Here is a 23,310-nt window from a genome sequence, read left to right on the forward strand (position 1 = left end):
TTTTATTTTATGGAGAACCATCTTTCCCCTATTCCCTTAGGTATCCTCAGGATGATCTTCCTGATCAAGCGCTTTCGCTGCTTCTTCTCTTGCCAATTTACGATGTGTCGCAATAGCAAAGGGAATAGTCCCAAGATAGAATACCGCAATCACTGATAAAAGCTGCCAAGGATAGCTTGCCATTACAGCAGCCAAACCACCAACAACCAGCAGCATGGGAATGATAAATCTACGCGCGATACGAACGCGTTTGATTGAGAATGTTGGAATACGACTTGCCATCAGGAATGCCATAAAGAGCAACCATGCGGCATTTAAAATTCCAGACTTGAAGATTTCCGCATCTGAATAAAAGCTGACAACCATGAACAATAACGAAATAGAGGCACCCGCAGGCGCCGCAATCCCAGTGAAATAGCGGCCTTCCCATTCAGGAACATCATCATCCATCATTGCATTAAAACGGGCCAAACGCAGACCACAAGATACGGTAAAAGTCAGCGCAATGATCCAGCCAAGACTGCCAAGACCACTATCCAATGTCCACAGATACAAAACGAGACCTGGCGCCACACCAAAGCTCACAAAATCAGACAATGAATCCAGTTCCGCGCCAAATTTTGAACTTCCCTTCAACAAACGCGCCATGCGCCCGTCAAGTCCATCCAAAACCCCTGCAACCAATATCGCGGCCACAGACAGTTCCCATTTTTCTTCAAGTGCAAATCTGACAGATGTAAGCCCGGCACATAGCGCGAGCGTAGTCAGCATATTTGGTATCAGGGAATTGATGGGAAGTTCCCTGAATTTCCGCCGCCCCATAGGCATTAGCGCACCTCTACAGAGACACCAAGTTTATTGTCTGCGGCAAGATCCGCAATGACTGTCTCTCCGCCAATCATGCTTTGGCCAACGCCCACTTGAGCTCCACGCCATCAGGCAAATAAATATCTGTACGGCTGCCAAAACGGATCAGACCGAAACGCTCACCGGTGCGAACTTCCTGTCCATCAACCAGATCACACACAATCCGACGGGCAACCAGCCCTGCAATCTGGACGAAGACAATGTCACGTCCATCTTCGGTTTTCAAATGAACTGCATGCCGCTCATTTTCCTCTGACGCTTTGTCCAGAGCAGCATTTAAAAACTTGCCCGGACGATACACCTGCTTAACAACTGTGCCAGAGAGTGGAACCCTGTTTACATGAACATTAAACACGTTCAGAAAAACGCTTATGCGAAGCATCGGATCATTTCCCAGCCCCAATTCCTGCGGTGGAACAGCACGTTCGATCATCTGTACGACACCATCAGCCGGGCTTACCATCAATCCTTCGCGTGTGGGAACATATCTATCAGGGTCCCGGAAGAAATAAACGCACCACAAAGTCAGCACGACTCCTATCCACCCCAGAAAGGATCCCAGAAACAGAAACAGCAGCAGGGTTATCACCGCGAAAATTGCAATAAACCTGTAGCCTTCCTTATTAATCGGAACCAGGACTGACTTTAAAGTATCCATCGTATTTTTCTCTCAATCGAAATTGAATTAATGACAAAGCCCTATAGCGCATGCAGCACGGAAAAAGAACTATAAAGATAAATATTCCTGTATTTTACCTTACTCCTGCACTTGCAGCAATTTCTCTTGATAATTCGCAACTTCCTGCTGTCTTGTCCACATTTCACTATATTGCTTGCCCTGCTCCAGTAGTGCTTGGTGTGTTCCGCGCTCCACAATCTTACCGTTATCCAAAACCAGAATTTCGTCAGCGTCTACCACGGTTGACAGGCGATGAGCGATAACAAGCGTTGTTCTGTCTTTAGAGACCGCCTTTAAACTTTCCTGTATTTCACGTTCGGTGCGCGTATCAAGCGCCGAGGTTGCCTCATCAAATAGCAGAATGCGAGGCTGCTTTAAAATAGTTCTTGCAATAGCAACACGCTGTTTTTCCCCGCCGGAGAGCTTCAACCCACGTTCTCCAACAATGGTGTCAAAGCCATCCGGCAATTTTTCGATAAAGCTGTCAATGCTGGCCAGTCTGGCCGCTTCGCGTATTTCCTCTTTGCTCGCATCTGGACGTCCATAACCGATATTATATTCGATGGTGTCATTAAACAGCACCGTATCCTGCGGCACAATTCCAATAGATTTGCGAAGTGAAGACTGTGTCAGATCACGGATATCGTGCCCATCAATCGTTACAGCCCCATCGTTCACATCGTAAAACCGAAAAAGAATTCGCGAAATCGTCGATTTACCGGCGCCCGAAGGACCAACAATTGCAACTTTTTGACCGGCCCCCACCTTAAAACTGACGTCATGCAGAATTTGTCTGTTATCTTCATAGCCAAAATTGACATGAGAGAATTCAATCTCTCCCTGACCTTCAGGAAGATCAACGGCCCCCTCTTTGTCTCCGATTTCCTGATTGACACTCAGAAGCTCGAACATTTTCTCCATATCAACAAGGCTTTGCTTAATCTCCCGATAAACAAACCCCAGAAAGTTGAGGGGTTGTACCAACAGCATCAAAAACGCATGCGCAGCGACAAAATCCCCAACCGTCATGGCGCCAGACGCAACACCATTGATGGAAATAATCATCACAAGAACAAGGCCGGTTGCGATGATAAAGCCCTGCCCGACATTAAGATAGGCAAGCGATGTCTGGCTTCTAACCGCAGCTTTCTCGTAACCGGCTATCGCCTTGTCATACCGATTACTCTCATGCTCTTCATTGCCAAAATATTTAACCGTTTCAAAATTGAGCAGACTATCGATCGCCTTGGTATTGGCCTCGCTATCTTTATCATTCATTTTGCGGCGAAATTTCAGCCGCCACTCGGTAACCGCCAATGTAAAATAGATATACCCCACCAGTGTAACCGCTGTAACCGCGGACATGGCAAAACCATACTCAACCCACATAATCCCGCAGATAAACACGATTTTCAGCAACGTCGGAATGATATTGAACAACATGAAACGAAGCAGGAAATCTATACCTTGGTGCCACGCTCGATAACGCGGCTTAAGCCGCCTGTCTGGCGATCCAGATGAAACCTGAGCGAAAGACGATGCAGGTGACGAAATGTTTTCAGCGCTACCTGCCTGATGGCATTCTGACCGACTTTGGCAAAAATGGCGTCCCGTATCTCACCAAAGACCTGCTGGAATAACCTCGCCGCGCCATATGCTAGGGCAAGGGCCACTGGAACAATCGCCCAGCTTTGCAGACTGCTGGTATTGGATGTTAAGTGGTCAACCAAAAATTTAAGAATATAAGGCGAATAAATCAGAGAAATTTCGGCTGCCAGCAGACACCCAACCGCCAAGATGATCCGACGTTTTAAATCGGGTCTGTCCTTAGCCCAGATATAAGTGAGTAATGTAAATGCGGTTGATAGATGGTTACGTTTGTCGCTTTGACTATGGCTGTCAAATTTCTGAGCCGTCATGCAGTATTCCTGACATAATTGGTTTGCATCTGTATTTTATAAGAGTAATTACCCTTTTATTAACCTCTTGGTCAGCATACTGCTGGTCTCTGTTAGAGCATAAAAGCAAAAGTATGTAATTACATGTCCAGTTTCAAGACCACTGAACAAAGTGCCAGTTTTAACAGCCTCCTTGAAGAGGGAAGTGAAAAACTCGTCTGGATCACTCCAAAAGCCCCCCTGTCCTTCAGATTTACTTGGGAGAAAGTCCAATTTACGGGCAAGCTAAGCAAAACTGGAAGTGAACACAGGCTGCTTTTGTTGGGTGACATGGGCCCTTTGCCTTTCTCCGCTGAAGATCCTGGCTTTCGCGAGCGCCTCCTTAAACTTGTATCATGGAAACCAGCGGAAAGAATCAAGTTTGTTATGGAGCCTCAGCGACAACGCATTTACATGATGATCGATGATATCATTAAACGGGAATTAACTGGTCAGATTTTGATCGCATCCGCTGTAGCCTCGCTGTTTCATGCCCGTCCCTTCATGGAACTTGCAAAAGAAATTGGCTGGCAACATCCGGCGGACGATCCCAAGCTGTCTCCCAACATTGTTCCCAAGGCAGTTGTTGAACTGGACTAGTTGACCTTGTCTTTTGACGGCAGTGTAAAAATTTGTCCCGGATAAATTAAATCAGGGTCCTTTATCTGTTTTTCATTCGCCTGATAGATCACAGTGTAATGGGTCCCCTCGCCATACATTCGCCGGGCAATTCGCCATAAACTGTTTCCCGGCTGCACCACTGCGCGAATTTCCAGTCCTCCTTTGGCAAGGATCACATCTTCCGCAGATTCCCGCTGAAACGGAATTTCAACGCGCGAGATTACATCGCCGTCCCGGTCAAGCTGATCTGCACGCAAATCATATGTACCAGGTGCAATTTCTTCCTTGGGAACAAGTTTCCAGTTACCCTTGTCATCAACTTGCGCGGTTCCAATCGGTTTGTTTTTAAGATAGACTTGCACGTTGTTACCGGGCTTACCCTTACCAGACAACGCAACATTGCCTTTTTCATCATAATCAATACTGCCGACATTCAGATTTTCCGCAGCCTCAACATTTCCTTGAGGTTCAGGCATTTGCAGCAATTTGCTAACCCTTTCCTCAATCGCTGTTTTCTGATCAGACTCCTTTGGTGCCAAAACCGCAAGTGCCGGTGCACGCTCCTTTTCGTCCTTACTGCAATCGGGAACTTGCATAATCACCATACGGAGGGTTTCCAGCTCCTGTTTGTTGGGATTTACCGCAACAGCGTTAATCTGCTGCGAGCCTGCTGGTAAAGGCTCGGTTGACAAAAACACCCACTCTCCGCGCCGACTGGCATATGCGTGTCCCAGCTCTGCTTCATTGGCATAAATGGTCACTTTTGCGGCAGGCTCGGCTCTGCCCGCAACGAGGATGCCGCAATTCTTGTCTACGCGCACAACATCAAAGCTTGGAATTATGGCGGAATTTTCCGCGCTCTTACCACTTTCGCTATTGGGGGCCTGTTTCTCGACGATCACTGGCTTTTGGGCTGTAGACGTCGTAGTCGCCGCCGTTGATGAAGCATCAGTGGTATCCGCAGAAGAAGCAGAAGAGTTTAGGTCATTGGTAGTGCTGTTTTGCGTTTTGGGTGCTGCCTTCTTCGCGGAGGCGGCGGGTTCATCCTGGGTAGCTACTGTTCGCTCCTGCGGTTCATCGTCCCAAAGCAGGAACCAAAGCCCAACACTCACTAAAACCAACAAGACAAAAACGAATAATGCCCGCACGATAGATACTCCCATAACCCCAGTTGCCCATCAGTATGAACTCTCATACGTTTCGGTGCAAGCGACACAACTCAATAAGTCAGCCGCCACGCTTATCGGGAAGTTTTGTTATGGATTGGGTTTAACGATTTCAGGTATTTGGCCATTGCCTTCAAATCTTCATCGGTAAGCTTTGATGTGCCGTGATTGATCACATCAGCCATGGTCCCCTGCACATCGTCAAAATTCGGTTTCATGCCCGATTTCAGAAAGCTGACAATATCACTTTCGCTCCAGTCACCAATACCGGTTTGCATATCCGGTGTCAGGTTCGGAATTTCACCCGCTGTACTGTCATATGGCATACCCGCAAAAAGCGCATCCCGATCAAGACCACCCAACATATTTCTGGGAGTGTGGCACTCACCGCAATGACCTAGGGCATTGACCAGATAATCCCCGCGCTTCACAACTTCGTCATTCCCGCTATAGGGAGGCGCAGATCCATTTTCATCGAAAAACAGGATTTTCCAGCCAAACTGCAGCCATCGCCACGAAAAAGGCGGCGAAATCATGTGCTCACTAACTTCATTTCGCACGGGCTTTAAGGACATCAAGTAAGCATAGATTAGTTTGACATCCTCATCCGTCAGCCGCACATAGCTTGTATATGGAAATGCCGGAAAATAATGCGCCCCGTCTGGGCGAATACCCTGCTTCATCGCCTTGATAAGGTCATTGGAAGTCCAGCTCCCTATTCCGGTTTCCATGTCCGGTGTAATATTTGGCGTAAAAAACGTACCAAAAGGCGTTTTCAGTGCATGCCCACCCGCATAAGGTACAGCGTCACTCCCTTGCGCGGTATGGCAACTCATACATCCTGCCGCAGCCGCCAGATATTCTCCTTTACGGACATCTTCGACCTGCGCGAAAGAGAAACTGGTCACGGAGATACATGTGAAGATCACCGTAACCAGGATTTTCAATAACTTAACCGACAACTACTCGCCTTTTAGTCTTTAGGTTCACGGAATGGCTTATGACATCCACCACAGGTTTTTCCGGTAGCGCCCAACGCAGCACCAATTTTACCCTGATCACCTGTTTCAACCGCGGCTTTTAGTGCAGCAGATGCCTGTTCGAAATCTTTGGAAACAGCTGTAAACTCACCAGCCTTCGTCCAGATTTCAGGTTTAGCGCGGTCCACATCAGTATCTGATCCTGCTGGAAACAGATCAGGCATCATGACCGCAATTTCGTGAATACGTTTGGCATTTTCGTTCAACGCTGCGGAATAGGCCGCCTCTCCCTTGGCAACCGCTGCGATTGCTTTCATGTTGGCCCCAAGCTCCTTCATCATCTGAATACGCTTGTCAGCTTCCGCATTACCGGTACTTGTTGAGTGGGCCGTTACAACCGTTACCCCCATAACACCTGTTACCAAAACCGCAGACAGCACTGTTTTAAAACTGTTTTTCATATACCTCTCCTAGCTTTTTAAATGTTATCAGAGATAATTGTGGCAAAAATGCAGACAATCAATCCCCGATCTACATTGGCAAATCCACATCAATAATGGCTCCGCCATATCCGTGAACACTGTCATGTGCTCTGATCCGAACTCTTTTGATATGCATGGGAATGGAAATCTTCATGGAACGGGTGAAGGGTTGTTCATCCACATGTGGATGCATCAATACGCGCGCAGCCAGAACATTTCCCTGCAAATCCAGCACCTCCCATTTGTCTGCATAATGGTCCCAACCCGTATCCGTGTGTGAAACAGTCACAGAAAACCTGTACATATCGGCACCAGCCTCACGACCTTAACGTCCAGTACATCCGCCTCTCCCGCCAAAACAGGACTTGACGCCAGCAGCACAGTCCCGCAAATACACAGATACAAGCCAATACATACTCTTTTCACGAAAGTGGTCAGTTTCATCATGACAAACATTACTTCTCTTTGCGTTTACTGTGGCTCCAAAATGCCTGCGGACAAAGCCTTTGCCGAGGCCGCTCGTGAACTGGGACTGGAACTTGGCCGCAACAATATTCAGCTTGTATATGGCGGTGGCCATGTAGGGCTGATGGGCATTACGGCTGACGCGACACTTGAAGCTGGTGGTCAGGTTATCGGTATTATTCCCGGCCATCTACATGATATTGAAGTCAGTCACGAGAATTTGACAGAGCTCCATGTCGTTGACAGCATGCATACACGAAAAATGATGATGTTTGACCGGTCTGACGCCTTTGTTGTACTGCCCGGAGGGCTTGGAACACTGGACGAAACTTTCGAAATGATTACCTGGCGTCAGTTAAAACTTCATGACAAGCCCATTATCCTTGTTGACTACAAAGGTTACTGGACACCCTTTTTGCAACTGATTGATCATATGATTGAAGCCGGATTCGTCGAACCCGCTGCGAAAGAATATTTCACTGTGGTTCAACAACTGGACGAGGTGCTTCCGACCCTGAAAGCTGAACCATCGGGTTCAATCACCCCGGATATGAGCAAAATGTAGTCAAATACGGACTTTTTTACATCATAAACTTGCGCCTTTCGTCAGCAGTGCTATTTTGCGGCCACTGAATGAAATATGTTAGGCAAGAAGGATCTCGAAATGCCAAAGATTCAAGTCGCTAATCCGGTCGTTGAACTGGACGGAGACGAAATGACCCGGATCATCTGGGACTTTATCAAGAAGAAACTCATCCTTCCTTATTTGGACATTGATCTGAAATACTATGATCTGGGCATGGAATCCCGTGATGCCACCAATGACCAGATTACAGTTGATGCGGCAAATGCCATCAAGAAATATGGCGTTGGTGTAAAATGCGCGACCATCACCCCTGATGAGCAACGCGTAGAAGAATTTGACCTGAAAGAAATGTATCGCTCACCAAACGGAACCATCCGCAACATTCTGGGTGGTACTGTATTCCGTGAGCCAATCATCTGTGACAATGTCCCTCGCCTCGTTCCAGGTTGGACAGATCCGATTGTAATTGGCCGTCATGCTTTTGGTGATCAATATCGTGCAACAGATATGTTGATCCCTGGTCCTGGCAAACTGACCATGAAATACACACCGGCAGACGGCGGTGAAGAACAGGAATTTGAAATCTTTGATTTCCCAAGTTCCGGTGTTGCCATGGGCATGTACAATCTTGATGACTCCATCCGTGGTTTCGCACGCGCTTGCATGAACTATGGTCTGGCCCGTGGATGGCCTGTTTATCTATCGACTAAAAACACCATCATGAAAAAATACGATGGACGTTTTAAGGATCTGTTCGAAGAAGTTTTTGAAAATGAATTCAAGGCTGACTTTGACAAGGCCGGTATTACATATGAACACCGCCTGATTGACGACATGGTGGCCTGTGCAATGAAATGGTCCGGTAAATTTGTCTGGGCCTGCAAAAACTACGATGGCGATGTGCAGTCTGACACAGTGGCGCAGGGCTTCGGCTCTTTGGGCCTTATGACATCCGTATTGATGACGCCCGATGGACAGACAGTTGAAGCAGAAGCCGCGCATGGCACTGTGACACGTCACTATCGCGAACATCAAAAAGGCAATGAAACATCAACCAATCCTATTGCCTCCATTTTCGCTTGGACACGTGGCCTGCTGCACCGTGCGAAGCTGGATAACAATGCGGAACTGAAAAACTTTGCCGAAACTTTGGAAAAAGTCTGCGTGGCAACAGTTGAAGGCGGACAAATGACCAAAGATTTGGCATTGCTCGTCGGACCAGATCAGTCATGGTTGACCACAAACCAGTTCCTGGAAGCGATTGACAGCAATCTGCAAAAAGCTCTGGGCTAAATCTACCCAAGTCACAAATAAAAAAGGCCGGTTTCATTCCGGCCTTTTTTTGTCTCTTCCTCATAAGTCAAGCTGCCTCGAATAGCTCTCACTGCATATTTACCAATTTTTAACCTTTCCCATTGAAGCAGATTATTATATACTTGTTTTATCATGTAAAGGTTGTAGGGAGGAATTGAAATGGGCGCGATCAGGACCGGATTAAGTTCCTTTTTTGCGGTGATCACGCTGGCTGGTTTCGCCAACGCGGCCACACTTGATTTTTCAGAAATTACAAGTGATCCATCAACAGCAACTTCCATCACCCTCTCAAATGCGACCCTTACCCATTATGACACCAACGGCGGATATTTATATCTGCCTGATTTCGGCGCCTCCACAGACAGTACAAATGGCCATGGATCCATTTGCGCAATGGCGCAATCCAATTGCCTTGGCAGTATGACCATTACCTTTAATCAAGATATTCAGAATCTTGAAATAGGCTTTAGAGGAGCTGATGCCGGGGATGAGGTATTTGTCTCTGGCTGGAACAACGGAGCGCTCACCAACTTCACCAACATCACCAGTGACGGTATCGTCGACTTTTCCTTCTTTGGAATTATTGACGAAATAAAACTCTTTAACGATAGCGCCCATAGCGGTTTATTGTATCAGGACTTCACATTTGACTATGTGAATTCAGAGGACGTCATCGCAACCCCCCTCCCGGCAGCCTTTCCCATGTTCGCCGCCGCGCTGTTATTTGGTGTATATCTTCGTATCCGACGGTAAGTTTGATCGAATAGAAACTCTCTCAGTTTAAATTCTCTGGCAGTTCTGAATGCTCCCCCAGAAATTGTCGCATCCTGCCACCTTCATGTAAACGTGTGAGTTGGCTGTTCATTTCGCCCAAAAACTGCTCGGTCCTTGGCGATTTGTGACAAATAATGTGCGTTGTAAATCGAACCGGGTTTTTAAGAGGATATGATCGCAGCGAGTTTGCTGGTTATCCCAATTTTTCAAGGGCCAGCACAATATCAGGATGATATCCGATAAAACCGACGACCCGGCCCGCATCCAGCATTAGCGACAGGTCATTGTCAATATTTCATCGGAACACGCCCCCATAAAAGCGCATTGGAATACCCCTTCCCGTTGGCCGCAATTTGAGGATCGGTTTTCAGAAGCAGATCATCTCCCTTCCACTCAATAGAGCGAACCAGAGGACCGCCAATCCATTCCGGGATCGTGGACAGGCTGACATCATGGATGACATTTTCGCCCTCCAATCGGTAGGTTCCGGCATAAGAAAGACAGATTTCCGAACGAGCAGGAGTGCGCGGTGTATTTTGGGAATAATCATTGCGCATGAGAAAACCATTCATCATGCCCTCACGGGTATATATCAAAAGACCCTTGGCATCTTCACCCATCGGGAATTTATGAAATTCACCATCCGCGTAAACGCGCCAATCCTTTAACTCCCAGGTTCCGATTAAATCTGAAATTTGTGTCATTGCAGTTTTCCTGTTCTTGTTTTTCCAAAAGAGTAAGGGAATACCAACCGGCGGTGCAATAAAAAAAGCCGGCCCATTGGCCGACTTTTAACTACAGCGTCCTGAATGCTTTAAGCATCCATGTCAGCATCCTCTACAGGGTTACCCTGTAATGCTTCGCTCAGAATGCCTGCATTTTCACGGATTTTACGCTCAATCTCCGCTGTCATTTCAGGATTTTCCTTGAGGAACAGTTTCGCCTGCTCCCGCCCCTGACCAATCCGTTGACTGTCATAGGAGTACCAGGAGCCTGATTTTTCAACGATATCAGCTTTCACCCCAAGGTCGAGAATTTCACCCATCTTGGAGACACCTTCGCCATACATGATGTCAAATTCCACCACTTTAAACGGCGGGGCCACCTTGTTTTTGACCACTTTAACACGCGTCTGGTTACCGACAATCTCATCCTTGTTTTTCACCTGCCCGATCCGGCGAATATCCAGCCGAACGGATGCATAGAATTTCAACGCATTTCCGCCAGTTGTCGTTTCCGGGCTCCCAAACATCACGCCAATTTTCATGCGTATCTGGTTAATGAAAATCACCATGCAATTGGAACGTGAGATGGAACCGGTAAGCTTACGCAGCGCCTGACTCATCAACCGCGCCTGCAAGCCGACATGGGTATCCCCCATCTCCCCTTCCAGTTCTGCCTGCGGTACGAGCGCTGCCACACTATCCACCACCAGCACATCAACAGCCCCGGAGCGAACAAGTGTATCCGCAATTTCAAGTGATTGCTCCCCCGTGTCCGGTTGAGAGATCAGCAATTCATCAATATCCACACCAAGTTTGCGTGCGTAAACCGGGTCAAGGGCATGTTCCGCATCCACAAAGGCACAGGTTCCGCCCGCTTTCTGGGCTTCTGCAACCACATGCAGTGCTAGTGTCGTTTTACCAGAGCTTTCCGGACCATAAACCTCAATAATTCGGCCTTTGGGCAGACCACCAATTCCCAGAGCAATGTCCAATCCCAGGGATCCGGTTGAGATTGACGCGATATCGAGGGCTTCCTGCTGTCCCAGCTTCATAACCGAGCCCTTGCCGAAGGCACGCTCAATCTGCCCCATCGCTGCTTCTAACGCTTTTTTCTTGTCCATGCCACCTGCTTCAACGAGTTTGAGTGCTGACTGTACCATTGTGATCCCCTCTTATTTCATAGGACTGCCTCGGATGCAATATACTCAATGTACATGTTTTGTTCTCTTTCGCAAGTTTTTTTTAAGTCCTTGTTAAAAGTACAGGTTTCGCACCTGTTCTATTTTTGTTCAAACTCCGCATTCTTGGTTAAATTATATGATTAATTTTGGATGTGCCAGAATCGATCCAAATCGCACCCGACATAAATTACGTCCATGCAGATCATCTCGGCGCGCCGCAAAAAATGACGGATAAAGACCGGGTTGTCGTCTGGGATGCGTCCTTCCTGCCCTTCGGTGAAGAAGACAGCATCCTCGGCTCCGCGGTCAACGACAACCGCTTCCCGGGCCAACGCCTCTCCCCCGAGACAGGGCTGCACTACAACTACTGGCGCGATTATGATCCAACGACTGGACGCTATCTGCAATCTGATCCGATTGGGCTTGCCGGTGGTATCAACACTTACGGGTATGTTCATGGCAACCCCGTGAATTATGTGAATCCGGATGGGAAAATTGCTCTTGAAACAGTAGTTGTTGTTGGTGGAGGAGCAATTATTGTTGGAGAAGCAATTAGACAGCATTGTTTAAAGACGAAATGCGGTCAGAGAATGGCTGATTCATTGCAAGGTTTAGTCGATGAATTAAATACTTTGTTAAATGAAAGTTCTGATGATGATCAGGATGAAGAAGTTGCTCAATGCCCTCCGTTACAAGATGATCTTCTCGGTGATAATGTAAAGGAGGGATCAGGCAACCGGAAAGTTTCTGATTTACCTGGTGGACAAGAGGCAGCTGATGAGTTGTTCGATAAACTCACAGGTGGTACAGGTAAGCCTGATCCAAATAATCCGGATCATTCAGTCGGGGAAAATGGTGTTCGAAAAAGGCCAGGTAAACCTGGGCAAGGTCCAAGAGTTGACATTCCAGCTAAAAACGGGAAACCCCATGAAACCATTCATTTCTATGAGTAGGTGCCTTTGTTTGCGGGAGAGTCTCAATTGAAAAACTATAACTTTCACCTAGATAATCGAGATGTAGAGATATGCAGAAAGCTTGAGAGACCAATACTTGGTTATGGAATGGATGAAGTTGCCTCAAACATTTATAGCGCAATATATCTGTCTACAAAGGATACAGTTTTTAAGTTCAGTGCAACTCATTTTGAATTGGAAGATGATTCTGAATATTTCGGATTGAGTGTGAATCAGCTTAATGATGGTTGGGATAAAATTAGCTATCCAATTGATTGGGCAGAAGAACAAAATGAAATATTTGTTTTGGTGAGGTCTGAAGGGTTGTTTCCGGATGGCTCATTCAAAGATACTTCTACGATAGGTGTTCCGAGATCGATACAAAAAACTTTGATTGAAAAACATCCTTACGAAAAGCCTATATCAGTTTGTAATGTAGCATGTGGAATAAGAGTTGTGAACTCAGACAACTCCCAATTATTGCTCTACGCAGATACTCTTCCCTTTAGTTTATGCTTAGTGTTGGGAGAGACCGATGTGCAGGAGGATCTTAAGTTTTTCTCTCAAATCCCTCTTGAGAAATATAATTATTAGTGTTCCTGAGATTAGATCTTAGGAATGTGGTTAAGGCAATTATAAAGGATCAAGCTGGTCTCTAACGATGGGTAGGACATAAACTACGTCCATGCGGATCATCTGGGCGCGCCGCAAATAATGACAGACAAGGACCGGAGTGTCGTCTGGGATGCGTCCTTCCTGCCCTTCGGTGAAGAAGATAGCATCGCTTGGACTCTCTACCCCATTCCCAGCGTCTACGTGACCAGATTGAATATTAAAAAAATTGGATACCCGGCAGGCCGAAAAATATCCTGCTCATTGGATCAGAACCATTTAGGCAATTGGTTTCCATCGAACCCTTTGAGTCCATCCTTGCCTTAATGGCTGGAGAATATAAGCGAAGTATTAATGCCGCCGAATGCGAAATTGTTGCTCATGAACAGATCGAAATTAATATCCCGCCCCGCCCCGGTAATATGGTCAAGGCCTTGGCATTTCTCGTCAATCTCTTCCAGATTGGCAGTCCCTGGAACCCACGCATCTTTCATGGATTCAATACCCAACCATGCTTCAATCGCACCGCAGGCACCCAAAGTATGTCCAAAATACCCTTTCAGAGAATGAAACGGTGTGCCTTTATCGAATAACGCAGTTGTAGCTTCACATTCAGCCACATCGCCTTGATCAGTTGCTGTCCCATGACCGCTCACCATCTGTATATCCGATGGATCGAGGTTCGCATCCCTCAAAGCGAGCTCCAGCGCACGCTGCATGGTCGCCGATGTTGGCTGTGTAATATGCCGACCGTCAGAATTGGTGCCAAAGCCTCTTACCTCTGCCAAAATGGTAGCGCCGCGCGCAAGCGCATTCTCCCGCTCTTCCAAAATCAGTGTCGCGCTCCCCTCTCCAATAACCAGTCCATCACGATTTACATCATAAGGTCGCGGAGATAGATGGGGTTCCTGATTCCGTTGACTCGTGCAAAAAGCGTATCAAAAACGGCCGCCATTGTCGGACATAACTCTTCAGCGCCCCCGGCAATCATAAAATCCTGTTGCCCCGTTTTAATTGCCTCATAGGCGTAGCCAATCGCCATACTTCCTGATGTACATGCAGAAGACGTAGGAATGACGCGGCCCGTCAGACCGAAATGGACACCGATATTCACCGCCGAAGTATGGCTCATCATTTGAATATAACTTGTCGCAGTCAATCCTCTGGCTTCGCCTGTTTCCATTAACTTTGCGAAAGCTTTTACAGGTTCAGTGCTTCCAAATGATGATCCATAGGCCGTTCCAATTCGGCCGCTGGCGAGTAATTCCCTGTCTTCCAGCAAACCCGCGTTATCAAGGGCCTTCTCTGTCGCATAAACCGACAGCTGGGAAACTCGTCCCATGCTTCTCAGCATTTTTCGCGTGTAGTGTTTTGGCAGCTCAAATGTTTCAACAGGGCCTGCAAGTCTTGTGGCGATATCATGATACCGCTCCCAATCCTGCATATAGCGAATACCTGTTTCGCCTTTCTTCATTTTTGGTTTGATTTCCTCCCATGTCTCCCCAAGAGAGGTAACCCCAGCCATCCCAGTAACAACGACCCGCCTGCTCATACCATGCCCCCGTTTACCGAAATCACCTGCCTTGTAATGTAGGAAGCCTCACTTGAGCATAAAAATGCCACTACGCCCGCCACCTCTTCTACTTGACCAAATCTCTGCATGGGGATCTGATCTTTAACAAATTCAGGAATTTCACTCGTCATCTGAGTTTCGATCACTCCGGGGGCAACACAGTTCACTGTAATCTTGCGCTTGGCAAGCTCGATCGCCAGTGATTTGGCAGCTCCGATAATTCCGGCCTTCGTCGCAGAATAGTTCGTCTGCCCCCTATTTCCGGCAATTCCGGAAACTGACGTCATAACAACTATTCTACCAGCGCTACGTCGCCGGATCATAGGCATCGTCACCGGCTTCAGCACGTTGTAAAAACCGTTCAGATTAACGTTAACAACGCTATCCCAATCTTCATCAAGCAAAGCAGGAAAAGCGCCATCGCGTGTTATCCCCGCGTTCAATACGACACCATAATAAGCGCCATGGCTCTTCATATCGCTCTGTAATATTTCGGCGCACTGATCGCGGTTGGATATATCGAAACCAATCACTCGCCCTTTTGCTCCAGCAGCTTCAATTTGCGCTAAAGTCTCGTTTGCCCCGTCTTGGTCACTTCCGAAATGAACTGCTATTTCATAACCATCTCGTGCCAGCCGCAGCGCTATAGCACGCCCAATTCCCTTGCTTGCCCCTGTTACCAGAATCGTTTTTGAACTCATTTTATTATCATTCCAATGTTACTTGACGGGACTAGTTACGTTGCACAGATTTTATGAAAGCTATAGGATCTCTCGGCTGGAAAGCATTAATGCGTGCTTTTACAAAAACTGCATCACCCACTAAAACCTCTCCATCGAATACAGCCATTTCACCATCGTTAAAAGATGTTTGTACTCGAACTTGGGCGCATGTTCCAACAGCAATAAAATCTGAGAACAGCTCAACTTTTCGGCTCCCAAGTAAAAAACCGGGCTGTACATTTTTCCCTGATTGCCTATCCCGAAGGCCGTTGAAAGCGCTGACCGCTTGAGCAATATATTCAATACCAATGTATGCTGGAACACCGTTTAGAGGATCACAAAACTGACTATCAGTCGAATATCCACCTCCGCTATCAGTTGGATTTCATTCGAAGAAATAAAGCGATCCAGCAAAACCATGGACTGATCATGCGGCAAGAGGTCTTCAATTCGTATCTGTTCTGGCATACTCAGTCTGCCCCCATAAGAATACTCACATTGCTGCCACCAAAGGCGAAGGAATTACTCATCAGAATATGTCGCTCGCTCCCGTCGATTTTTTCAGCTTTTCCGGTTAGTCGTAATCTGGGCAAATCTTCATCTACAACACTATCCCACACATGTGGTGGTAAATAGCGTTGTGATTTTTCCTGAGAAAGGATAAGCCACATGCATGCCGCCTCGATCGCCCCCGCAGCCCCCAACGCATGCCCTGTTAATGGCTTGGTTGAACTGACAGGTACATGCTCTGGAAACAGGCTGGAGATTGCCAAACTTTCCATCTTATCATTAAGCTCTGTCGCAGTGCCATGCATGTTGATATAGGAGACTTGCTCTGGCGCGATGCCGGCTGACTGCAGAGCCAACTGCATCGCTTTCCTTGCTCCGCTGCCATTTGGATCAGGCGCGCTGATATGATGCGCATCAGAACTCTCACCACTGCCCAGATACTGAATTGCAGCTGGTTTCATCGACATTAAAAAGACAGCAGCCCCCTCACCGATATTTGTCCCGGACCGATTTTGGCTCATTGGATTGCAAATCTCATCTGAGATTGCCTGCAGACTTCGAAACCCGCCAACTGTCATATGGCAAAGACTATCAGCCCCGCCGACGATTACCGCATCGCAAATTCCCGCTTTGATTAACCTTGCACCCGCCGAAAAGGCTTTGCCACCAGATGCACAGGCGGAAGAAACTGTATAAACCGGCCCTTTCACACCCAAATAATGAGCCGCAAAGGCTGAAGGGGTTCCAATTTCCTGTTGGCTGAAGTGGTAGTTTTGCGGAAAACTTCCGTGCTTTTCGTGAAACTGTATTGCTTTTTCGCTCTCCTCCACACCGGAAGTGCTTGAGCCGAGAACCACTCCTACTCGATATTCACCAAATTGAGAAATTGCTTCATTAACTTCGTCAGAAATCTGATCCAATGCAGCCATCAAAATCTGATTGTTCCGTGACTGAAAAGCTGGCTCCTTGGATTTCAGAATGGGTAACGGCTCAGTTACCTGTCCAACAATTTCTTCAACGCCCGGTGTCCAATGATCGCTACGGATCATTCCGGACTGATCACCATCCAAAAGTAATCTCAGTGTCTCTTCACTCCCCAAACCCATGGGGCTCAGAATTCCCATCGCATTCAAATAAATAGACAAACCCATCAGTTCACGCCTTTCAGTTGCGAGGAAATTACCAAGCGGAATGCGGACCCAGGTTGATCGATCACAGTTCTGCTATTCCAAATGTCTTCTTCGCTATATTGGATTTTTATAAATGGCTGATCGGAATAAGTATAGAATCTGGATAGCGGTTTTTGTATCAATGCCATGTTATCAGTTAGGCCTGGTTCAACTTCGCGTGCTGGCCAATACGCCAAAACTATTCGGGCCAAGACGTCTGTTGCAGACACTTGTTCAGGTAACCATGCCGCCCTTTCTACAAGCAGATTCTGTTGTGTCCATATCAAATCCAGCACACGCTGCCCTGTCATATCCAAGAAAATGACTCTGACCTCTCCTTGCCTTAACCGCAGAGCAGCAGTTAATTGAATCTCCTTATCAGCAAAAGATAGGCTGACTTGCTGATGCGCGTTGATATCATCACCTTTCCACGGAACTTCGGGGAGTGTGTAAGTGAGGGTTTCATTCAGCTGAGCTTCATGTCGATTTGTCGCGGCGCAAGCGGTGAGCACGAACACAGAGGCAACTATGCAGAGGAAGATCTTCATTCGCAAAGCGCCTTTAATAAACGCAAATATCTTTTAGGTTTTTGAACCAAAGGATTGCTCATAGACCATGCATAGCCGCTAAGAATTGATACCATCATTTTACTTAAATCCAGATCACCTTCAGGATGACGGAGAATGATGTCTTGCAAAGTGCCTTCGTACCATGCCTCCACAAATACGCGGAACACATCCACTCCCCCCTTAAGAGGATCAGCAAATATACTTTGCCAATCAGGCTCTTCGCCCCGTAACTCTTTGACTACTGCAGGAACAGCCAAGTTTGCAGAATGCAGGGCAATGGTTACGCCAGAGGAAAAAACAGGATCAAGAAATTCAGCGGCATTACCCAAGAGCGCAAATCCAGGCCCATGCAACTTACTGACATTGCACGAATAACCTGACATCTTTCCAATATCGCGAATGGGTACAGCCTCATTAAGAAGCTCTCCCAAAGCAGTCTGGTTAATCAGCGTATGGAGTATCTGTTTGTCGGATTCAGCTTTTCTTTCCCTATCAGTTTCTAGATACACAACACCGACAGAGGAAGTACCGTTTGAAAACGGTATCAGCCAATACCACACATCCTTTCTCTCCGGGTGTACGGTAATCAATATTTTATCCCGGTCAAATTGAGGATCAGAAATATGATCCTCCACATGAGTAAAGACAACCGACCGCGCGGGCAATGAAGATGGCGTTTCAAGAGATAACAATCTCGATAGAACGCGTCCATAACCGCTAGCATCCAACACAAAACTAGAGGTCAGAGTTTGGACGCTTCCATCCGGCAACTCACAGTGCAACTCGCAGTACCCTTTTGATAAGACAGCCCCCTTCACAAAGCATTTGTATCGAATATCTGCACCGGCATCTGACGCACAATCTGCCAGCAACTGATCAAATAATGCCCTTTGAACCTGATAAGCAGTCCCCCATCCATCGTCAAAATTTTTTCTAAAGTCGATGCTACGCTTCTCGTCAGAACGCTCGAACACAGCACCGTCCTTAAATTGAAAGCCCGCATCCTCAACGGCCTGCAGCATTCCAGCTTTTTCAAGAACATTCAGACAATTCGGCAATAAACTTTCACCGATGCTAAATCTGGGAAACTGGGCACCTTCGACAATAGCTACAGAATACCCTTCATCACGAAGCATCTTCGCTGCAACCGTGCCGGCTGGCCCTGCACCAATAATTGCTACATCATACTTTTTGTTAAAATCAACAACGCCAGATTTTCTCACGCCCTCTCCCCCACAGAAAAATTACTGGCAAGCGGGGCAATTAACCAGGCAATCAAAACCCCGACCACGATTACACTCCCCATCATTTGCAGAACCGGTATCGGGGATATCGAAGCCAAAATAAAAACCAGCAAAGTACTCACAGTGGACATAGTAACTGCTTTATATGTTCGCCCACGATCATCGCTCTCCGCTGTTTGTTGAAAAAGCGCATAATCTGCACCCAAAGCATAAACAAGATAGGCTGCCATTACGGAAAACAACGAAAGGCCCCCTGTTAAAAGGCCGCAAATCAACAAACTAGCCAATGAAGAAAAAGCTGGAACCAGCGCTATCGATAATCCTTTGCGTGGTCCAAGCAAAACTGAAAACAACACCGATATTCCTGCAATCCCTATTAACAAGGCGTAAACTGCTTTTTCCCGGGTCGTCTGAAAACGTTGTGTAAAATCCTTTGCAATGTCTAGCTCACTTACATGTGCCGAACTCTTTAGTATTCGTTCCAAGTCGGCGTCAACAGGAGCAGATCTTACATGAGTGATGAGACCAATCGTCCCTTTATCTGATTTAAGCAAAATCAGATTTTTGACAAAAGGGGGTAAATCCTCAATCAAATCAACACTTGGTTCAATAAAATCGCAACCCGACGTGGAAACCGGTACCATCTGTTTTAAAGGCAGTGCTGCATTACTTTCAAACACAGCAGCACGGAGCTGACAAACTTCCCGCTGCCGCTTCAGCGACGGAAGAATTCTGGAAACTCCCCATACACCATAGAAGCGATCTTTACCTCTTATTGCATCAATAATGCGTTCTTCTTCTTGCAAGACTTCTTCAAGAGAGTTGCCCTCTATAAAGAAAGTCCTTCGCATGGCATTTCCACCATATTTTGCGATGTCCTGCTCGTGCGCACTAAGCTCTGGGCTTTTTATTCTTAAATTACGAACACTGTCATTCACAGGCACCAAGCCAAAGGCCAAAGCGATCACACAAATGCCTGTTCCAATTCCGAGACAAGGTTTGTACCAATATTTGTTGAACCTAAAATGCCAGCTTCGTAGGTTTCTACTAGGCTCATCCAAGCCTTTACCGGACATATGAAGCTTTGAAGCGGGGATCAGGAGCAGAACTGTAGTCATAGCGCCAATAACGCCAAATATTGCATAGACAGAAATCTGTTTCAGAATTCCGATATCTACAGTAAACAACGCCGCAAAGCCGATACAGGTTGTAAGCACAGCTAGAAGAAGTCCGCGACGTATTCTTTTAGCTGTTTTTGTAGCCACTTCACTGGCACGACGGGTAAAATAAAAATGAATGGCATAGTCGATTACAACGCCAACTAAAGACGAGCCGAAGGCAATCGCTATGACGTGAACAGTATCGAAAATAGCGATCACTGCCGCTGCCCCAAAAATGATACCGGAAGCAATCGTAACAGTTGCGCCGATAATTGACTGAACTGATCGGAAATTCCACAAAAATAGAAGCAAAATGCCTACCAATGCGAATGCGGTTATATTTACAGCGGCAACTTTCGAAGTTTTTGCAATCTGAGATGAGTAAAAAATCGATCCCGTGTAAGAAACCTGAAGACCTGTAAACTTAGCTTCCAGATCCTTGGCAGCAGATTGCAGAACAAAAGCAAGATCGTCTCCATTTATTTCTGCATCATCCTTCACATTCAGCAATATCTGCAGATAAAACTCACCATTTTCCCCAAAATTTACGTGGTTTCCGTTGAGTTGACTCAGTTCGGCTATATAGCTCTGCTGAAACCCCAAAAGATCCTTTGTCAGGTCGCGTCCATTCACAGAACTACTGGGCGAGTACAAATTCATCAAAGCTTGATTTATCAGTGTTTGATACTGACCTGATCTGAGGTTGTGTAGATTTTGTTGGCTGACCACCAAACCCAATATTGGGCGCTGAAGGTTAAACACACTTTCAAGATCCTGAGCGTTAATCTCCTTTTTATTAAGAGAAGGGATTTCTTGAATAATTGCTTCAAAGTGTGACTGAGTTTCCAAGAGTGTCTGTTCCGAGACGTGCCTCAATTGGAAGACAATGTTTTTTTCCAGTTGTTGTTGAGAATGCTTCTTGCCGTTGAGCGAAGATCATCTTCAGAGTTACTTGGAAAAATATGGTAAATATCTGATGCTAAGGAAGCTTGCCCAACCAAGATCCCGTATGCTGCATACCCAAAAGCCAAAATTAAGGCCACCAACCATATGATCGCGTACTTATTCAAACTTTTTACTCTTTATTCAAAATAAACAACGCTTCAATATTGGATGGCACTTGGGTCACTAATTGTTGTTGAGTAAGTGTAATCTCATCCTTATCACCAGTCGTTTTTAGAACTTTAATTTCACTGGTAAACTCCTTGCCAGAGACAGAAATCTGTTTCACAAATTTTCTCATGACTTCGGACTTTGGCTCAAGTTGATACGACCAGACTAGTCCTTCTGCTTTGTCCACATTTTCAGTGACCATAAAGTCTTTTGATATTCTCTTATGATCATTGGCCAGCACAGGTATAAATAACTTGGTTACCAATTCTGCAATCAAATGGCCCCGCTCGAGCTCCGCGAGGCTGCCGTTGACGTCCTGATAGACACTTCCTTTTGTAACAATCAAACGGCTGGGAAATGGATCTACCGTCTTCCACACAAAACCGGCCTCGGAATTTATTGCAAATATACCGCTAGAAATTAAAGGGTGTTCAAAACCATCCAAAAAGCGCTTTTGAATGAATTTCCCTAAAAGCGTTTCCGTTTGTTTCTCCAAGGAGAACACTTCCATTGGAAACAACAATAAAAAAGTGCAAATCAGCGTGGTTAATTTTATCGAAAACAACCTCATAGGAGTGCTTCAACCTTATCTACAAATATCCTTGGGGATTCAAACTGCATCTCGTTCTTTATGATATCGAGCGCGACCATTTTTGTTTGCGCCTTTGTAAGGATCTCCCCATTTTCGCGATCGGAAATCTTGTAATCAATTACCATGCGATTTTCGTATTCAACCAGTTCAGCGGTAATCGTAATAATTTGTTTAAAGGACACTGACTTGACGTATTTAATACGCATATCAACTATCGGCCAGGCATAGCCAGAAGCACGCATTTCTTCGTAATTATATCCAATCTTGTCGAGTAACGCACAGCGCGCTTTTTCAAGAAATCTTGGATAATTGCCATGCCAGACAATTTCCATTGGATCCAGATGGTAAAACTGTATTGCAACATCAACACTGGCTGAAAGCCTGCTCTTATTTGGCATGATCCAACTCCACTGGTTTAGACCAGAAATCAAAAAAATTGTACCACTGCTCTGGGTATTCTTGGGCCAGCTCTTCTAGCCATGAGGAATACTTCACCGCCCAATAGAAGACTTCCTCTTCTCTATTTTTCCTTGATAGCTTAATCTGGTCAGCCATTTTTTCCCAGATCACGTTATAAACCCCGTGTTTCAAAAGGCAGGCCACTGTATAGACAGGACATTCCAAAATATGAGCCAGAATGTACGGCCCTATAGCAAAAGGCGCTCTATTCCCCAAAAATGGAACTTGAACCACATTGTGTCGGTCTCGCACCGGCGGCCGATCAGCAGCAATAACAACCCACTCCCCTCGATCGATTTTACTTTTCAAATCAGCAGCAACAGCGGGATTTACCTCAGTGACCTCGATTAGTTTCAACTGAGAACCGGGATTAAACTTCTTCAGTATGTTATTAAATTTTCCGGCATGCTTTGTGTGCACCAATACATTCACAACTCGATCAAAATTGAGGCCAGCCACAGCCCGAATAACTTCTACATTTCCAAGATGTGAGACAAAAAGCAACACACCCTTTTCATCGGGATCCAGATCAAAAAGGCTGTCTATACCACCAGTCGTATTGACATCTTCAACTCTTATGTCGCCGTTCCAAGCAGCCAGTTTATCCAAAGCAGCTGTCCCAAAATTCAAGAAATTTGAAAACCCTGACCAAAAACTCACAGTTTTTGTCGGCGCAGCATCACAAAGCTTTTCGTAAAAACTCAGGATGGATGATCTTTGGTTAGTTAGAAATATGTAAAAAAATACCAGTACGGGAAACATAGCGATTTGGCATATCAATCGCCCAAACAGTCGGTAAATCCAGGCAAGGAATTTCAATCCCCAGTAAGCACCTGCCTCCTCGATATCGGCCCAAT

The 23,310-nt window shown here is 46.3% G+C and carries 23 protein-coding genes and 4 pseudogenes; 7 read left to right on the top strand and 20 right to left on the bottom strand.

Annotation, left to right across the window (positions count from 1 at the left end; all coding sequences use genetic code 11):
- Nucleotides 1-36: 36 nt before the first annotated feature.
- The 3 genes and pseudogenes from JCM23214_RS12015 to JCM23214_RS26025 form a co-directional block, all read right to left on the bottom strand.
- Entirely contained in the window at nt 37-828 is a 792-nt protein-coding gene (locus JCM23214_RS12015; RefSeq protein WP_025899154.1) for a CDP-alcohol phosphatidyltransferase family protein, read from the bottom strand.
- Nucleotides 828-1,525 (bottom strand): annotated as a pseudogene (locus tag JCM23214_RS20525) (phosphatidylserine decarboxylase). The gene JCM23214_RS12015 and the pseudogene JCM23214_RS20525 overlap by 1 nt, the downstream one beginning before the upstream one ends.
- Before the next feature lie 99 nt (nt 1,526-1,624).
- Nucleotides 1,625-3,465: pseudogene (locus JCM23214_RS26025) on the bottom strand (ABCB family ABC transporter ATP-binding protein/permease).
- A 123-nt stretch (nt 3,466-3,588) separates the two neighbouring features.
- Here JCM23214_RS26025 and JCM23214_RS12030 point away from each other — a divergent pair.
- Complete coding sequence (locus tag JCM23214_RS12030; RefSeq protein WP_025899155.1) at nt 3,589-4,083, top strand: hypothetical protein; 495 nt, start codon at nt 3,589-3,591, stop codon at nt 4,081-4,083.
- Here JCM23214_RS12030 and JCM23214_RS20535 read toward each other — a convergent pair.
- The 5 genes from JCM23214_RS20535 to JCM23214_RS24610 all read right to left on the bottom strand — a co-directional run bounded on the left by JCM23214_RS20535 (nt 4,080) and on the right by JCM23214_RS24610 (nt 7,179).
- Nucleotides 4,080-5,252, bottom strand: coding sequence for a LysM peptidoglycan-binding domain-containing protein (locus JCM23214_RS20535; protein WP_159104353.1), 1,173 nt, complete (start codon nt 5,250-5,252; stop codon nt 4,080-4,082). The genes JCM23214_RS12030 and JCM23214_RS20535 overlap by 4 nt on opposite strands.
- Before the next feature lie 92 nt (nt 5,253-5,344).
- Nucleotides 5,345-6,217 (bottom strand): cytochrome c, encoded by an 873-nt coding sequence (locus JCM23214_RS12040; RefSeq protein WP_159104354.1) that lies wholly within the window; start codon nt 6,215-6,217, stop codon nt 5,345-5,347.
- Nucleotides 6,218-6,243: 26 nt separating this feature from the next.
- Nucleotides 6,244-6,711, bottom strand: a complete 468-nt coding sequence (locus tag JCM23214_RS12045) for a c-type cytochrome (RefSeq protein ID WP_025899158.1) — start codon at nt 6,709-6,711, stop codon at nt 6,244-6,246.
- A gap of 70 nt (nt 6,712-6,781) precedes the next feature.
- Complete coding sequence (locus JCM23214_RS20540) at nt 6,782-7,036, bottom strand: hypothetical protein (RefSeq protein WP_199899553.1); 255 nt, start codon at nt 7,034-7,036, stop codon at nt 6,782-6,784.
- A complete protein-coding gene (locus tag JCM23214_RS24610; protein ID WP_199899554.1) occupies nt 7,018-7,179 on the bottom strand; it encodes a hypothetical protein in 162 nt (53 codons plus the stop codon). The genes JCM23214_RS20540 and JCM23214_RS24610 overlap by 19 nt, the downstream gene beginning before the upstream one ends.
- On the opposite strand from JCM23214_RS24610, the gene JCM23214_RS12055 reads away from it, so the two are divergent.
- The 3 genes from JCM23214_RS12055 (at nt 7,178) to JCM23214_RS23360 (ending at nt 9,850) form a co-directional block, all read left to right on the top strand.
- Nucleotides 7,178-7,762, top strand: coding sequence for an LOG family protein (locus tag JCM23214_RS12055; protein WP_025899159.1), 585 nt, complete (start codon nt 7,178-7,180; stop codon nt 7,760-7,762). The genes JCM23214_RS24610 and JCM23214_RS12055 overlap by 2 nt on opposite strands.
- 99 nt (nt 7,763-7,861) lie before the next feature.
- On the top strand, nt 7,862-9,076 hold the full coding sequence (locus tag JCM23214_RS12060; RefSeq protein ID WP_025899160.1) for an NADP-dependent isocitrate dehydrogenase: 1,215 nt from the start codon (nt 7,862-7,864) through the stop codon (nt 9,074-9,076).
- 180 nt (nt 9,077-9,256) lie between these two features.
- On the top strand, nt 9,257-9,850 hold the full coding sequence (locus tag JCM23214_RS23360) for a hypothetical protein (RefSeq protein WP_148301864.1): 594 nt from the start codon (nt 9,257-9,259) through the stop codon (nt 9,848-9,850).
- A 308-nt stretch (nt 9,851-10,158) separates the two neighbouring features.
- Here JCM23214_RS23360 and JCM23214_RS12075 read toward each other — a convergent pair whose 3' ends face one another.
- Both JCM23214_RS12075 and recA read right to left on the bottom strand, forming a co-directional pair.
- A complete protein-coding gene (locus JCM23214_RS12075) occupies nt 10,159-10,575 on the bottom strand; it encodes a lipocalin-like domain-containing protein (protein ID WP_025899163.1) in 417 nt (138 codons plus the stop codon).
- 110 nt (nt 10,576-10,685) lie between these two features.
- Entirely contained in the window at nt 10,686-11,756 is a 1,071-nt protein-coding gene (gene recA, locus JCM23214_RS12080; RefSeq protein ID WP_025899164.1) for a recombinase RecA, read from the bottom strand.
- Nucleotides 11,757-11,929: 173 nt separating this feature from the next.
- Here recA and JCM23214_RS12085 point away from each other — a divergent pair, with 173 nt between their 5' ends.
- The 3 genes from JCM23214_RS12085 to JCM23214_RS23130 all read left to right on the top strand — a co-directional run bounded on the left by JCM23214_RS12085 (nt 11,930) and on the right by JCM23214_RS23130 (nt 13,669).
- Nucleotides 11,930-12,730, top strand: a complete 801-nt coding sequence (locus JCM23214_RS12085) for an RHS repeat domain-containing protein (protein ID WP_159104355.1) — start codon at nt 11,930-11,932, stop codon at nt 12,728-12,730.
- A gap of 27 nt (nt 12,731-12,757) precedes the next feature.
- Complete coding sequence (locus JCM23214_RS12090; protein ID WP_148301865.1) at nt 12,758-13,324, top strand: hypothetical protein; 567 nt, start codon at nt 12,758-12,760, stop codon at nt 13,322-13,324.
- A 78-nt stretch (nt 13,325-13,402) separates the two neighbouring features.
- A complete protein-coding gene (locus JCM23214_RS23130; RefSeq protein WP_148301866.1) occupies nt 13,403-13,669 on the top strand; it encodes an RHS domain-containing protein in 267 nt (88 codons plus the stop codon).
- Here JCM23214_RS23130 and JCM23214_RS26710 read toward each other — a convergent pair.
- The 10 genes and pseudogenes from JCM23214_RS26710 to JCM23214_RS22525 form a co-directional block, all read right to left on the bottom strand.
- Nucleotides 13,666-14,894 (bottom strand): annotated as a pseudogene (locus tag JCM23214_RS26710) (beta-ketoacyl-ACP synthase). The gene JCM23214_RS23130 and the pseudogene JCM23214_RS26710 overlap by 4 nt on opposite strands.
- Nucleotides 14,891-15,616, bottom strand: a complete 726-nt coding sequence (fabG, locus tag JCM23214_RS12105) for a 3-oxoacyl-ACP reductase FabG (protein WP_025899168.1) — start codon at nt 15,614-15,616, stop codon at nt 14,891-14,893. The pseudogene JCM23214_RS26710 and the gene fabG overlap by 4 nt, the downstream one beginning before the upstream one ends.
- Before the next feature lie 31 nt (nt 15,617-15,647).
- Nucleotides 15,648-16,105, bottom strand: a pseudogene (locus JCM23214_RS26960) (hotdog family protein).
- A 2-nt stretch (nt 16,106-16,107) separates the two neighbouring features.
- A complete protein-coding gene (locus JCM23214_RS12115; protein WP_199899555.1) occupies nt 16,108-17,298 on the bottom strand; it encodes a beta-ketoacyl-[acyl-carrier-protein] synthase family protein in 1,191 nt (396 codons plus the stop codon).
- Complete coding sequence (locus tag JCM23214_RS12120) at nt 17,298-17,864, bottom strand: DUF3261 domain-containing protein (RefSeq protein WP_025899170.1); 567 nt, start codon at nt 17,862-17,864, stop codon at nt 17,298-17,300. Before JCM23214_RS12120 ends, JCM23214_RS12115 begins: the two co-directional genes overlap by 1 nt.
- Nucleotides 17,861-19,108, bottom strand: coding sequence for an NAD(P)/FAD-dependent oxidoreductase (locus JCM23214_RS12125; RefSeq protein ID WP_025899171.1), 1,248 nt, complete (start codon nt 19,106-19,108; stop codon nt 17,861-17,863). Before JCM23214_RS12125 ends, JCM23214_RS12120 begins: the two co-directional genes overlap by 4 nt.
- Nucleotides 19,105-20,949 carry an MMPL family transporter gene (locus tag JCM23214_RS12130; protein ID WP_148301867.1) on the bottom strand — a complete coding sequence of 615 codons (1,845 nt, stop codon included), beginning with the start codon at nt 20,947-20,949 and terminating at the stop codon, nt 19,105-19,107. Before JCM23214_RS12130 ends, JCM23214_RS12125 begins: the two co-directional genes overlap by 4 nt.
- Nucleotides 20,950-21,364: 415 nt before the next feature.
- Nucleotides 21,365-21,973, bottom strand: coding sequence for a LolA family protein (locus tag JCM23214_RS12140; protein ID WP_025899174.1), 609 nt, complete (start codon nt 21,971-21,973; stop codon nt 21,365-21,367).
- On the bottom strand, nt 21,970-22,392 hold the full coding sequence (locus JCM23214_RS12145; RefSeq protein ID WP_025899175.1) for an acyl-CoA thioesterase: 423 nt from the start codon (nt 22,390-22,392) through the stop codon (nt 21,970-21,972). The genes JCM23214_RS12140 and JCM23214_RS12145 overlap by 4 nt, the downstream gene beginning before the upstream one ends.
- On the bottom strand, nt 22,382-23,062 hold the full coding sequence (locus tag JCM23214_RS22525) for a lysophospholipid acyltransferase family protein (RefSeq protein WP_159104358.1): 681 nt from the start codon (nt 23,060-23,062) through the stop codon (nt 22,382-22,384). The genes JCM23214_RS12145 and JCM23214_RS22525 overlap by 11 nt, the downstream gene beginning before the upstream one ends.
- Nucleotides 23,063-23,310 lie beyond the last annotated feature (248 nt).

Origin of the sequence: Sneathiella glossodoripedis JCM 23214 (assembly GCF_000616095.1) — a bacterium.
Taxonomy (GTDB): domain Bacteria; phylum Pseudomonadota; class Alphaproteobacteria; order Sneathiellales; family Sneathiellaceae; genus Sneathiella; species Sneathiella glossodoripedis.